The 13,962-nt window shown below is 42.9% G+C and carries 8 protein-coding genes; all 8 read left to right on the top strand.

Translation table 11 applies throughout. The features are described 5' to 3' along the window. Positions 1 to 49 precede the first annotated feature (49 nt). Entirely contained in the window at positions 50 to 268 is a 219-nt protein-coding gene (locus IQP38_RS04860; RefSeq protein WP_005377440.1) for a DUF2835 domain-containing protein, read from the top strand. A 201-nt stretch (positions 269 to 469) separates the two neighbouring features. Then, a complete protein-coding gene (locus IQP38_RS04865) occupies positions 470 to 5,311 on the top strand; it encodes an NAD-glutamate dehydrogenase (RefSeq protein ID WP_193837364.1) in 4,842 nt (1,613 codons plus the stop codon). A 311-nt stretch (positions 5,312 to 5,622) separates the two neighbouring features. Then, positions 5,623 to 6,633 (top strand): quinone-dependent dihydroorotate dehydrogenase, encoded by a 1,011-nt coding sequence (gene pyrD, locus IQP38_RS04870; protein ID WP_017634281.1) that lies wholly within the window; start codon positions 5,623 to 5,625, stop codon positions 6,631 to 6,633. A 168-nt stretch (positions 6,634 to 6,801) separates the two neighbouring features. Next, a complete protein-coding gene (locus IQP38_RS04875; protein WP_005377444.1) occupies positions 6,802 to 7,344 on the top strand; it encodes a cell division protein ZapC in 543 nt (180 codons plus the stop codon). A 486-nt stretch (positions 7,345 to 7,830) separates the two neighbouring features. Then, entirely contained in the window at positions 7,831 to 9,951 is a 2,121-nt protein-coding gene (gene rlmKL, locus IQP38_RS04880; RefSeq protein ID WP_053350765.1) for a bifunctional 23S rRNA (guanine(2069)-N(7))-methyltransferase RlmK/23S rRNA (guanine(2445)-N(2))-methyltransferase RlmL, read from the top strand. 21 nt (positions 9,952 to 9,972) lie between these two features. Further along, positions 9,973 to 10,215 carry a glutaredoxin family protein gene (locus IQP38_RS04885; RefSeq protein ID WP_017821808.1) on the top strand — a complete coding sequence of 81 codons (243 nt, stop codon included), beginning with the start codon at positions 9,973 to 9,975 and terminating at the stop codon, positions 10,213 to 10,215. Further along, the gene (locus tag IQP38_RS04890; protein WP_193837365.1) at positions 10,193 to 12,112 is read left to right on the top strand and encodes an ABC transporter ATP-binding protein; all 1,920 of its coding nucleotides are present in this window, start codon (positions 10,193 to 10,195) and stop codon (positions 12,110 to 12,112) included. The genes IQP38_RS04885 and IQP38_RS04890 overlap by 23 nt, the downstream gene beginning before the upstream one ends. A 7-nt stretch (positions 12,113 to 12,119) precedes the next feature. After that, the gene (locus tag IQP38_RS04895) at positions 12,120 to 13,853 is read left to right on the top strand and encodes a DUF3466 family protein (RefSeq protein WP_193837366.1); all 1,734 of its coding nucleotides are present in this window, start codon (positions 12,120 to 12,122) and stop codon (positions 13,851 to 13,853) included. Positions 13,854 to 13,962 lie beyond the last annotated feature (109 nt).

Consider the following 13,962-nt stretch of genomic DNA (forward strand, 5'->3'; position numbering starts at 1 on the left):
GTGGTCATTAAGGCCACCTTATTTGTTTATGTCACTTAGTTTTCACTTCATGAACTATTACTACTTCAATCTCAACATTTCATATCAAACGTTTTTATCTCATTATTCTGGTGCGGCAAGTGTTGTTCAAGTTGTCACACACAACGGTTTGCGTTTGCAGTTACCCGCCGCGAGATTTAGACCATTTCTTAGTCAATTGGGCGTTAGAGGCCAGTTTAGACTAACAACTGACCAAAATAATAAGTTTCTTAAGTTAGAAACTCTGTGATGTATTGTATTTGCAGAGAGTTAAATAGGAATCTTAGTCACAGAATCGGACATTTCACCTCTTACCACTACGATTAGTTGTTAAACATTTGTAATTATGCTTTTACAATGGGCACATGCATTACCTATGCTTAGTTTCTAAGGTAACAACCTAGCTACTAAGTCCCCCTACAAAACAACAATTCTAATGTGGAGTGTGAATATGACCGCGCGTGAAAATGTAGTGCCGGTTCTGCTTGAAAAGGTTTACCAACTGATTCAAGACAAACTCGAGCTTTCTCACCAAACGCTTGTAACTAAACTTGCTCAACACTTATTCAGTAACATTGCTGATGATGATCTAATTCAGCGAAACGAATCCGACCTTTATGGTGCTGTCGTTAGCCTTTGGCACCATATCAATGAAAAAAAACCAGAAGAGATTTCGGTTCGAGTATTTAACCCGACCGTAAGTCGTCAAGGCTGGCAATCCACACACACAATCGTAGAAATTGTTGTTCCAGATAGTCCATTCTTAGTGGACTCAGTCAAAATGGCTTTAGCACGTTTGGATCTTGTTTGTCACCTAATGTTGAATAACCCAACACAGATTCAGCGTGATAAAAAAAGCCAAGTTACAGACGTAAACGGTGAGGGTGGTGTTCTTCAATCACTTTTCCACATAGAGGTAGACCGCCTTACTAGTAAAGACGAGATGCAAGCGCTTAAAGAAGAGCTGTTAAGAATTCTATCTGATACTCGCTTAGTCGTTGATGACTGGAAGCAGATGGTTGATAAGCTTAAGTTTGTTACTGATGAACTTGAGAAAAATAAAGATCGTGTTTCTATCCAAACTGATCGTATGGATGAAACGATCGCATTTCTTCGTTGGCTAGAAGATCATAACTTTACCTTTATGGGTTATAAAGATTATGACTTAAAAGAGGTCAATGGTGATACCGAACTTGTTCCTGCTAAAGAAAAAGGACTAGGTCTGTTTGCTGATGACAAACGCGTGCGTAGCGTCAAGCTCTCTGAATTATCAGATTCAGCGCGATTAGAAGCGAAAAAACCATACGCTCTGATCATCACCAAAGGTAACAAAGCATCTCGTATCCATCGTCCGGCTTATACTGATTACATCGGTATTAAGAAGTTTGATGAAAACGGTAAAGTAATAGGTGAGCATCGCTTTACTGGTTTATATACCTCCGCCGTTTACAACCAAGCGGTACAAAGTATTCCTTTGATCCGCGAAAAAGTTGACCGTATCCTTGAAGCAAGTGGATACCGTCACGGATCATACTCATACAAAGCATTGCACAATATCTTAGAAAACTACCCACGCGACGAGTTGCTTCAAGCTAATGAAGAAGAGCTGCTTGAGGTGGGAATGGGCGTTGTACAAATGCAAGATCGTGACTTGCTGCGTTTGTTTGTTCGTAAAGACCCATTTGGTCGTTTCTTCAGTTGCATGGTTTATGTCACTAAAGATCGTTACAACACAGAATTGCGTCGTCAAACTCAACGCATTCTTAAGCAGTACTTTGGTTGCGAGCAAGAGGTTGAATTTACAACGTACTTCTCAGAAAGCCCACTAGCGAGAACACATTACATTGTTCGTGTAGACAATAACAACATTGACGTAGACGTGAAAAAGATCGAGCAAAATCTAATGGAAGTTTCTACCTCTTGGGATGACAGACTAAAAGAATCCATCATTGCTAACTTTGGTGAAAGTAAAGGCCTTCCTCTTTCAAAAGAATATATGAGTGCGTTCCCTCGCTCATACAAAGAGGACATGATGCCAGGTTCTGCGGTTGCAGATATCGAGCGCTTAGAAGCGTTAAGTGATGATAATAAACTTGGTATGTTGTTCTACCGACCTCAAGAAGAGGGAGCAGATTCCAAAGCTGTCCGCTTAAAGTTATATCATCGCGATGAACCAATTCACCTTTCTGACGTAATGCCGATGTTGGAAAACCTTGGTTTGCGTGTGATTGGCGAATCGCCATATGAGATCGAGAAAAACAACGGTCAGACCTTCTGGATCCTTGACTTCTCTATGCTGCATAAGAGCGAGAAAACCGTTGACCTTCGTGAAGCTCGTGATCGTTTCCAACAAGCATTTGCTGCCATTTGGGCGGGTAATCTTGAAAGTGATGGTTTCAACCGATTGTTATTAGGTGCGTCTTTATCTGGCCGTGAGATTTCCATTCTTCGCGCTTACGCACGATACATGCGCCAAGTCGGCTTCCCATTCAGTCAGCAGTACATCGAAGACACGCTAAGCCACTACCCAGACTTAGCGACAGGTCTAGTCAAGCTGTTCACCAAGCGATTTGATCCGAAACACAAAGGCAGCGAGAAAGGCCAAAACGATCTAATTAAAAAGCTAACAGAGCAGTTGGATCGTGTAGAGAGCTTGGATGATGATCGTATTATTCGTCGTTATATCGAAATGATCATGGCGACGCTTCGTACCAACTACTACCAAGTAGACGAGAATAAGCAGCCTAAGCCTTGGTTATCTTTGAAAATGAAGCCAAGCGATATTCCTGAGATTCCGCAGCCTGTACCTGCATTCGAGATCTTTGTTTACGCACCAGATATTGAAGGTGTTCACCTTCGTGGTGGAAAAGTGGCTCGTGGTGGTTTGCGTTGGTCAGATCGTCAAGAAGACTTCCGTACGGAGATTCTTGGCTTAGTGAAAGCGCAACAGGTTAAGAACACTGTAATTGTACCAGTGGGTGCAAAAGGCGGCTTCGTTTGTAAACGCCAGCCATCTCTCACCAGTCGTGATGAAATTTTTGCGGAAGGTCAGCGTTGTTACAAACGCTTTATCCGTGCACTGCTTGATGTGTCAGATAACATCATTGAAGGAGAGGTGGTACCACCACAAAACGTTGTTCGTCACGATGAAGATGACCCATATCTAGTAGTGGCTGCCGATAAAGGCACAGCAACCTTCTCAGATTTGGCAAACTCTGTTTCTGCAGAATACAACTTCTGGCTAGGTGACGCATTCGCTTCAGGTGGTTCAAACGGTTACGATCACAAAGCAATGGGAATCACCGCAAAAGGTGGTTGGGAATCTGTTAAACGTCACTTCCGTGAAATGGGCATCAACTGTCAGACCACTGATTTTACTGCAATCGGTGTAGGTGATATGGCAGGTGACGTGTTCGGTAACGGTATGCTGTTATCGAAGCATATTCGATTGCAAGCTGCGTTTAACCACATGCACATCTTTATTGATCCAAATCCAGATTCAGCCAGCAGCTGGGAAGAGCGTAACCGCTTGTTTAATTTGCCAAGATCAAGCTGGGAAGATTACAACAAAGACTTGATCTCTCAAGGTGGTGGCATCTTCTCTCGTCGATCAAAATCGATCCAGTTGACGCCAGAAATTCAGAAAATGTTAGGTACGAAGAAAGCATCTTTAGCGCCTAACGATCTGATAAAGATGATCTTGAAAATGAAAGTCGATCTTCTTTGGAACGGTGGTATCGGCACTTACGTTAAATCATCGACAGAAACTCATACAGATGTTGGTGACCGTGCTAACGACATGCTGCGCATTGACGGCCGTGACTTAAGAGCCAAAGTGGTTGGCGAAGGTGGTAACTTGGGTATGACTCAGCTTGGTCGTATCGAATACGCACTAACTGGCGGTCGAGTGAACACGGACTTCGTTGATAACGTAGGTGGCGTTGACTGTTCGGATAATGAAGTCAACATCAAGATCTTCCTCAATGGACTGGTTTCAAATGGCGATCTTACGGTTAAGCAACGTAACCAAATTCTAGAGTCTATGGAAGACGAAGTGGGTGAAATTGTCTTGGATGATGCTTACCGTCAGTCGGAGTCGATCTCTGTTACTGAACAGCAAGGTGTTGGCATTGTTAAGGAGCAAATTCGATTCATCCACACTATGGAGAAAGCAGGGTACTTGGACCGTGCTCTCGAATACATTCCTGATGATGAAACGCTAATCGAGCGTGAAAAACAGGGACTAGGTCTGACTCGCCCTGAGCTATCAGTGTTAGTTGCCTACGGTAAAATGGTACTTAAACAGCAACTTGTTACGGATGAAATCGCAAATGATGAATTCCATGCAAAACAACTTGTTGAATATTTCCCAAGTGCGTTACGACGTAACTATAAAGATCAAATGGTTAATCACCCACTGCGAGCTGAAATTATCGCTACAGCATTGGCTAACCAGATGGTTAATGAAATGGGCTGTAACTTCGTTACTCGTTTGCAAGAAGAAACTGGTGCAAGTGTTGTCGATATTGCCAACGCTTACAGTGCGGCTAGAGAAATCTTTGATTTAGAAGAAATCCTCAAGCAAACTCGCAAACTTGATAACGTTGCGACAGCGCAAGCTCAATACGAAATTATGTTTTACGTGCGCCGAGCACTGCGTCGAATTGCACGCTGGTTGCTTCGTAACCGTAGCGGCAAATGCACGGTCGGTGAGTTGATTGCTATCTACAAGCAAGATGTCAATGTTATCACTGAAACCCTAGACACTATGTTAGTTGAGTCTGAAGTTGAAGAACACAATGAGTTGGCTCAAGGTTGGATAGAGAAAGGGGTTGAAGAGAAACTCGCTCACCAAGTTGCCCGCTTATCAAGCTTACAATCTGCACTGGATATTTCATCAGTAGCAAGTGAAACAGGTAAAACGGTTGAGCAAGCATCGAAACTCTACTTTAACTTGGGTGACCGTTTATCGTTGCATTGGTTCTTGAAGCAAATTAATAGCCAAGCCGTTGATAACAACTGGCAAGCACTTGCAAGAGCGGCATTCCGTGAAGATCTGGACTGGCAACAACGTCAACTTACCGCTCAGGTACTGACTTGTGGCTGCTCAACCGAAGAGCTTGACGTGATGGCTGCGTTAGAAGATTGGATTGAAACTAACGAGCAATCGTTGCACCGCTGGGAGAGTATCTTAAACGAGTTCAAAGTTGGCTCAGTACACGAATTTGCTAAGTTCTCTGTAGCACTTCGAGAGCTAGTACTTTTAAACCTCAACTGCTCATCGAAAGAGTAGTGGAATAATCAAGTCATAAGTAAAAGCCTCGTTATTTAACGGGGCTTTTTATTATCTATTATTCACATTTGGAAAGAAAATAGTTACATTGTCACATTGAGTTGAAATTAAAACAGAGTGAAATCGATTGCTTTTAAGCGGTTAGTTACGATTTTTATCGCAGAAACTTGATTGTAATTGTTTGTTTTATATTTGAAAATCTTATAAAGATATAGGTTTTTACTTATTACGTTCATTTTCATTGAATTACGATGAAAAACGGTAAATAATATTGTCCCGTTTATACGGGGCTTTTTTCTTTCGGAGGCACAATGCTTTACCGTCTAGCCAGAACTGGCTTTTTCCAACTCGATGCCGAGAAGGCACATGATCTTGCAATCAAGAACTTCCAACGCTTTAACGGCACACCACTTGATCTCTTTTACCGCCAACAGTTACCAACTCGTCCAGTTGAGTGTATGGGTCTAACATTCCGTAACCCTGTTGGTCTTGCGGCTGGTTTAGATAAAAACGGCGAATGTATTGAAGCATTTGATGCCATGGGCTTTGGCTTTGTCGAAGTCGGCACTGTAACGCCACGACCACAACCAGGTAATGATAAACCACGCTTATTCCGTTTAGTGGAAGCAGAGGGGATCATCAACCGCATGGGCTTTAATAACCTAGGCGTTGATAATTTGATCGAGAATGTTAAACGAGCAAAATTCAATTGTGTTCTCGGAATTAATATCGGTAAAAATAAAGATACGCCAATTGAAAAAGGGGCAGAGGACTACCTGATTTGTATGGAAAAAGTGTATGAGTATGCTGGCTATATTGCAGTAAACATCTCATCGCCAAACACTCCAGGTCTTCGTTCACTTCAATATGGTGAAGCGCTTGATGAACTGCTTTCCGAATTAAAAGCGAAACAAGCGGAGTTATCAGAGAAGTACAACAAGTATGTCCCGTTAGCATTAAAGATAGCGCCAGATTTAAGTGACGATGAAATCTGCCAAATCTGCGATTCTTTATTGAAAAACAATATAGATGGTGTGATCGCGACTAACACAACTTTGGATCGCACGATCGTAGAAGGGATGAAACACGCCAATGAGGCAGGTGGCTTGAGTGGTCGCCCTGTGCAATCACGCTCTACGGAGGTCGTACGTAAGCTTCATGAAGAGCTTGGAGACAAACTTCCAATTATCGGTGTTGGTGGTGTAGATTCCTATGTTGCAGCCAAAGAAAAGATCATGGCAGGCGCTAAACTTGTTCAAGTCTACACTGGCTTTATTTACCACGGCCCAGGTCTCGTACGTGATATCGTTAAGAATCTTTAACATATACATCAAAAACTACTGAAAAATCAGTACCTGTTACATAAAAAAGAGGACTTTGTTTCCTCTTTTTTTTTATCCGTTCGTTTGTAGAATTTAAAAATCACGAGTAGGTAATTAAGCGTCTTACCTCTTTACCACTGATTTAACTAGTCAAGAGAGAACGGAATAATGCTTAAACCCAGCGACAAATGGAATTGGTATTTTGACGAGCAAAAAGCTTGCTTAATGCTGGATCTGGGGGAGGAAATGATTTTCCAAACCAATCTATCCCGAAAATTGTTGGTTAACTGTGCCTTCTCAAACAGTGAATTTACCGTTGATGACGCCAGCGCATTTCAAACGTTTAATGAGCGCATTCGCTGTCTCGATATCAGTGAATATCGCCAAGCTGAATTAACACTGTATTGTGTTGCTGCAAAGCGTTTTCATAAACCTGTACAGCCTAAGAGCTGGTTCTTCGATGCACAGTCCTCTGATTATGAACCTCAAGAAGGGGACATGGTCTTTCTCACAAATCAATATTCTGATGGTATGTTCATCGTTCTAGAACCAGGCGAAACATCGAGCTTATGTGCTTATGTTAACCAAGAAGCCTTTGTTCTTGATGGCAATAAGGCGCTTCAATTTGGGCAGCCGATTAAAGTAATGCATGATCGCATGGCTTGTGCAAACCACCTCTTTGCAATGACCCCTATGGCAATGGTGGGTTAAAGCTGTTTAATTTTTCTTTATTTCGTTCCTTTGTTTGCCTTAATCGACCTTAGTGGGTCGATTTTTTTTGTCCTTTCCTCTGACACTCCAATCCGAAATACCATGAAACTGTTTGTTTTCTATGCATGCAAACATGAAGCTGGTCACTTTTATTTTACTTATTTCAATTTGATTACTCCTTTAACTAGGCAACCTAGCGCCTAAAACAACCCTATTTATTCCCCTATAAAGGGTATTTGTAAGTAATTTACATCAATCAATCCACACTGGTATATACCAAAATGAGCGTAAATAAGTATTCACTTCTTCTAAAGGAAACAAAATACGTTCATGAATGAAAAACATTCAAACTAAAGATGTTGAAAGTTTTAGATCATTTGAGTGGTGATGATTTGAACTAACGGGTGGGAAAATACCTTTAAAAACGAGGCATTGATCGTAAAGTCAGGTATAATTGAAGCCATTTTTTATCAGCGAAAGAACACTATGAATCAATATCTCGCGGTAACTTCAAATGGCATGGAAAATTTGCTTGTTGAAGAACTGACTAAACTAGGCATTGAAAATGCGAAACCAGTACAGGCAGGCGTAAAATTTAAAGCGACAAACGAACAGGTTTATCGCTGTTGTTTGTGGAGCCGTTTAGCGTCTCGATTTGTACGTGTTTTATCTGAGTTCACGTGTAACAACGACATGGACTTGTATCTATCCACTTCCACTATTAACTGGGTTAACCAATTTCATAGCTCTAAACGCTTTGTTGTGGACTTTAACGGCACAAACCGTGAGATTAGAAATAGCCAATACGGGGCTATGAAGGTCAAAGATGGCATCGTAGATTGCTTTGAGAATAAAGGCTTGCCACGTCCTAATATCAGCAAAGAACGCCCAGATATTCGTATTCACGTTCGTTTGCATAAAGATAAAGCGTTGCTTGGGGTAGACATGGTAGGTAGTGGTCTTCATCAGCGTGGTTATCGACCAGAATCGGGTCGTGCGCCATTACGTGAAACGCTTGCTTCTGCGATTATCATGCGTTGTGGCTGGGATGGGCATCAACCATTACTCGATCCAATGTGTGGTTCTGGTACTTTGCTTATTGAAGCGGCAATGATGGCAGCCAACATGGCACCTGGCGTTAAGCGCAAACAATGGGGCTTCGAAGTTTTGGAAGACTTTGAACCGGAGACCTGGGCTGAGATTAAATCAGAGGCTAATGTTCAAGCTAGACGAGGTGTCAAGAAAGTTGACGCTAAGTTTTTTGGATTCGATAACGACCCCAAAGTATTAAAAGTCGCTCAAGAAAACGCCCGCAGAGCAGGTGTTGAAGAGTTGATTGAGTTTGCGCAAGGTGATGCTGCAACTATTACTCGTCCCGCAGGATTTGAACACGGTGTTATCGTTTCAAACCCACCTTACGGTGAGCGTCTAGGAACTGAGCCGGGGCTGATTGCGCTCTATACCGCATTCGGTGGACAGCTAAAATCTGAGTTTGGCGGATGTAAAGCATCTATCTTCTCTAGCTCAGACGAGCTCTTGAGTTGCCTTCGTATGCGCGCTGATAAACAGTTTAAATTGAACAATGGTGCGTTACCGTGTCACCAAAAGAACTACAGCATTGCCGAGCGCAGCGCTGATGAAGTGAAAGGTGCAGATACTAACGTTCAAATCGCACCAGACTTCTCAAACCGTTTGAAGAAAAACATTGGCAAGATTGGCAAGTGGGCGCGTAAAGAGAAACTAGACTGCTATCGTATCTACGATGCAGACCTTCCAGAATACAACGTAGCGATCGACGTGTACGGCGATCAAATTGTGATTCAAGAGTACGCAGCACCTAAGAACATCCCTGAAGAAAAAGCCAAGCGTCGTCTAACGGACATTATCCGTGCGACGATTCAGGTGACCGGTGTCGAAGCGAACAAAGTTGTACTGAAAGTTCGTGAGAAGCAGAAAGGTCGAAGCCAGTACCAAAAATTAGGTCAGGTATCAGAGACGCTCGAAGTAAACGAGTACGGTGTGAAGCTGATCGTGAACCTTCATGACTACCTAGACACAGGCCTGTTCTTGGATCATAAGATCACTCGTCGTCGTCTTGGCGAAATGGCACAGGGTAAAGATTTCCTTAACTTGTTTGCTTACACTGGTAGTGCAACAGTGCACGCTGCAGTTGGTGGTGCGCGTTCCACTACAACTGTCGATATGTCAAACACCTACTTGAACTGGGCGAAAGACAATATGCAGCTTAATGGCTGTGTAGGGCGCCAACATAAATATGAACAAGCGGACTGTTTGCAATGGCTAGAAAACGCAAAAGGTGAGTACGACTTGATCTTTATTGACCCACCTACGTTCTCTAACTCTAAGCGTATGGAAACATCATTCGATGTACAACGTGACCACATTAAGCTAATGAAGAACCTCAAACGTTTACTGAGAAGTGAAGGCACAATCGTATTTTCAAATAACAAACGTCACTTCAAGATGGATGAAGAATCACTCGCTGAATTGGGTTTGAAGGCTCAGAATATTTCTTCTCAAACGTTACCATTAGATTTTGCGCGTAATAAACAGATTCATAACTGTTGGCTAGTAACGCACGCGTAGTATAAACAAAAGGATTAATACGTGCTGATATTGTATAGCACGGAGGGATGCCATCTTTGTGAGATGGCATTTGCTCTAGTAGACCAAGTCGGTTTGGCCGAGCAAACAGATATCATTGATATTGCGTTCGATGATGTACTATTTTCTCGTTACGGCGTCACAATACCCGTATTAAAATATCAAGATTCTGAGTTGAACTGGCCGTTTGACTTAGAACAACTCACACATTGGTTGGATAATAATGGCATTACTTACCATTCATAACGCACAACTTGCATTTGGTGACCACCCATTGCTAGACAAAGCGGAGTTCGCTCTTCAAGAAAACGAACGCGTTTGTTTAGTTGGTCGTAACGGAGCAGGTAAGTCCACGTTAATGAAAGTGCTTGCCGGCGACATTTTGTTGGATGATGGCAAGATTCAAATAACTCAAGACGTAGTAGTTTCTCGGCTTGAACAAGATCCACCGCGCAATCAAGAGGGTACGGTTTACGAATACGTATCTGGCGGTTTGGCTGAAATCGGCGAACAATTGAAGATCTATCACGATCTTCTCGATCTTGTTGCTCAAGACCCAAGTGAGAAGAACATTAACCGTTTGGCGAAAGTTCAAGAGCAACTTGATCATTCTAACGCTTGGCGCTTTGATGACCGTGTTAAGAACGTACTTGGCGCTTTAAAACTAAGCCCAGAAACCAAACTGACCGATCTATCCGGTGGCTGGCAACGTAAAGCTGCTTTAGCTCGTGCGCTGGTTTGTGATCCTGATGTATTGCTTCTTGATGAGCCAACAAACCATCTCGATGTGACAACGATCGAATGGTTAGAGAACTTCTTAAAAGACTTCAAAGGCTCGATCATCTTTATTTCTCACGACCGTGCATTCATCAAGTCGATGGCGACACGCATCGTTGACTTAGATCGCGGTCAATTAGCTTCTTTCCCTGGTAATTACGAACAGTATTTGAATGACAAAGAAGAAATGCTTCGCGTCGAAGAAATGCAAAATGCTGAGTTCGATAAGAAACTAGCTCAGGAAGAAGTGTGGATTCGTCAAGGCATTAAAGCACGTCGTACTCGTAATGAAGGCCGTGTTCGAGCCCTTAAAAAACTTCGTGAAGAGCGTCGTGACCGTCGTGAAGTTCAAGGTAAAGTTAACCTAAACATCGATGATGCTTCTCGTTCAGGTAAGATTGTATTTGAAGCAGAAAATGTATCTTTTGCTTACGAAGGCAAGACAATTGTCGACGACTTTAGCTTTAACATCATGCGTGGTGACCGTATTGCACTTATCGGACCAAATGGCTGCGGTAAGAGTACGGTACTTAAATTGCTACTAGGGCAATTGGAAGCGCAGTCTGGTCGTTTACACTGCGGAACAAAATTAGAAGTCGCGTACTTTGATCAGTACCGAGAGATTTTGGATCCAGAAAAGACAGTGATCGATAACTTAGCGGATGGGAAACAAGAAGTAATGGTTGGGGGACGTCAGCGTCATGCGCTGAGTTATCTCCAAGACTTCTTATTTGCACCTAAGCGCGCCAGAACCCCGGTTAAGGCACTTTCCGGTGGTGAGAAAAACCGATTATTGCTAGCCCGTATCTTGTTGAAACCAAACAACTTACTTATTCTTGATGAACCAACTAACGATTTGGATATCGAAACGTTGGAACTTTTAGAAGAAATGCTTGCCAATTATCAGGGTACATTATTGTTAGTGAGTCACGACCGTGAGTTCGTAGACAACACAGTAACAACCAGCTGGATTTTTGAGGGTAACGGTATAATCGAAGAGTTCGTTGGTGGTTATCGTGATGCTAAACAGCAGCGTGACCAAGTTCTTGCTTCGCGCAGTCAGGTTGAAAAACCAACGAAGAAAGAGAAAGTGGTTGAGGAAACTCCCAAAACTACGCAACCTAAGAACAATTCGAAGAAGTTATCGTATAAGCTGCAAAGAGAATTAGAGGCTCTACCAGCTAAACTTGAACAATTAGAGTCGGATATCGAGAGCCTTCAGGAGCAAGTGAACGATCCAGAGTTCTTTGCTAAACCTGTAGAGCAAACTCAGCCGGTATTGGAACAGCTTGCTGCACTAGAGCAGGAGTTGGAAATCGCATTCGAGAGATGGGAAGAACTCGAAGCAATGCAACAGGATAGTTAAGAATTCAATGAATTGTAGTAATAAATTCAAATTGACCGCCATTGCAATGATGGTTGGTACCACAATGAACGCACAGGCGGCATTGTATCAAGTTGTTGAGGTTTCACCTCAGGATCATGGTTCAAACGGTGACTACCAAACGGCTTACGGGGTTGCAATTCAACAGGGCGATGCAGGTACAGATCCTTCAACAGGTTCACCTTTCGCTTTAGGCTGCTTTGATGCAGCAGCAAACTGCACGCCAGAGCAGTTTAAACTTGCAATGGAAACTCGCACTACGCCGATTTCAGCGACACAAGCCGTGGATGGGAACAGCTATCGTGAAGAAATCCCATTCGGATTAGACGCTGGCTTTTATTACATCCAAGAACTCAAAGACTTTGAGCGTTACTGTTACAACCAGCTTCGCTATTCCACCTGTGACTCATGGGCTTCAGTAAACTGGACGCCGTGGAATAAAGAACGTAGTAAAGACTTTACTTCTAATGCGTTAGCGTTCATAGAAGAAGATTCTGCTGCTTATAAAAATGAATATAACAATGTTATCAACCAGCTTACCGAGGGTGGTGCAGCTGTCGGTAATCAGAGTAAAGTTAGCACAGAAAATACTTCTACATTAGAAACACGAAATACCGTAGTTGCACCAGTAGAGCCAAATATTCTTACTGGCGATGGTGACGCAAGTGTTGTGCAAAGCCATGCTTGGAGCACAGACGGCAATTTTACTGTTGGCAGTGTTTCTCGAACAGCAAGCAATACCAATGGATCTCACCACACATCAAAAGCAGCGATTTGGGATCAAAGCGGAACCGTCAGTGAATTGGCTTGGCCTAGTGGCACATCTAAAGATGGAGAAAGGTTAGCTCAAGGGAGCATGCGTGACCTTGTCACTGATGGAACTACGGTCTATGGCGTAGGTTACAACACTTACAGTGATGATAACTACCTGAATGCGACTGTTTTTGTCGGAACTCTAGAAGCCGAAGGTAGCGTTGAAAACGCAACTTGGAAAAACAAAGTTGTTGTAGGAGCTAGACAGCGCGAGGGTGATGATACGGTTCATACAAACTCACGATTAACCGACGTTAACTCTAATTTTGTTGCTATTGGTGAAGCAAAACGTTCGGGCGGATACTTAATGCCAACGGGCTCTGCTCCGAATCGTCTCTTTATCGTAGATGATGTTCGTAAGGATTCTATTAGCGCTTTTTACCCAACTACTGGCATTTTCTTTAGCGGTGCGGGCGGTAAGATGGGCGGTATCAACTCTTACAATGAAATCGTCGGGCAACTTGATGCGGAAACGACTCGTGAAGACGATGGCAAGCCACGTCGTAAGCGCGGTTTTATCTATCCATATAGCGTAGGTGGCGAGACTAGTGAACGTGCTGCAACATTATTCAATGGAAAAGCTTGGTTCCTAGACAGTTTGACTAACGGCGGTGATTACTCTGAACAAAACAATCAGTTCCGTATTATCGACGCAACTGATATCAATGATGCAGGTGTGATCTCTGGTACTGCTATGAAATGTGCAGGTGGTTATAGTACAACAGCAAACAATGCGACATGTAGCTCTGAAGAGCAAATTGTAGCAGTCAAACTAGTACCTATTGCTGACGCAACTAAGGACGACATCGTATCTCGAAGCATTGACTCAACGACGACAGAGCGTCAAGGTGCAGGCCTTAGTTGGTTAGCTTTGACCATGCTTGGATTGTTTGGGTTCCGTAGAAAATAGTTAAAAATCGTCAGTAATTTTTAAATCAAGCAGAGGCTCACACATTTGAGTCTCTGCTTTTTTTATGCCTTGAGAAATTGCCTACTTTGATCGATTCTTATAAGTGGAG

The sequence above is a fragment of the Vibrio sp. OPT41 genome, assembly GCF_015163595.1.
Lineage (GTDB): Bacteria > Pseudomonadota > Gammaproteobacteria > Enterobacterales > Vibrionaceae > Vibrio > Vibrio alginolyticus.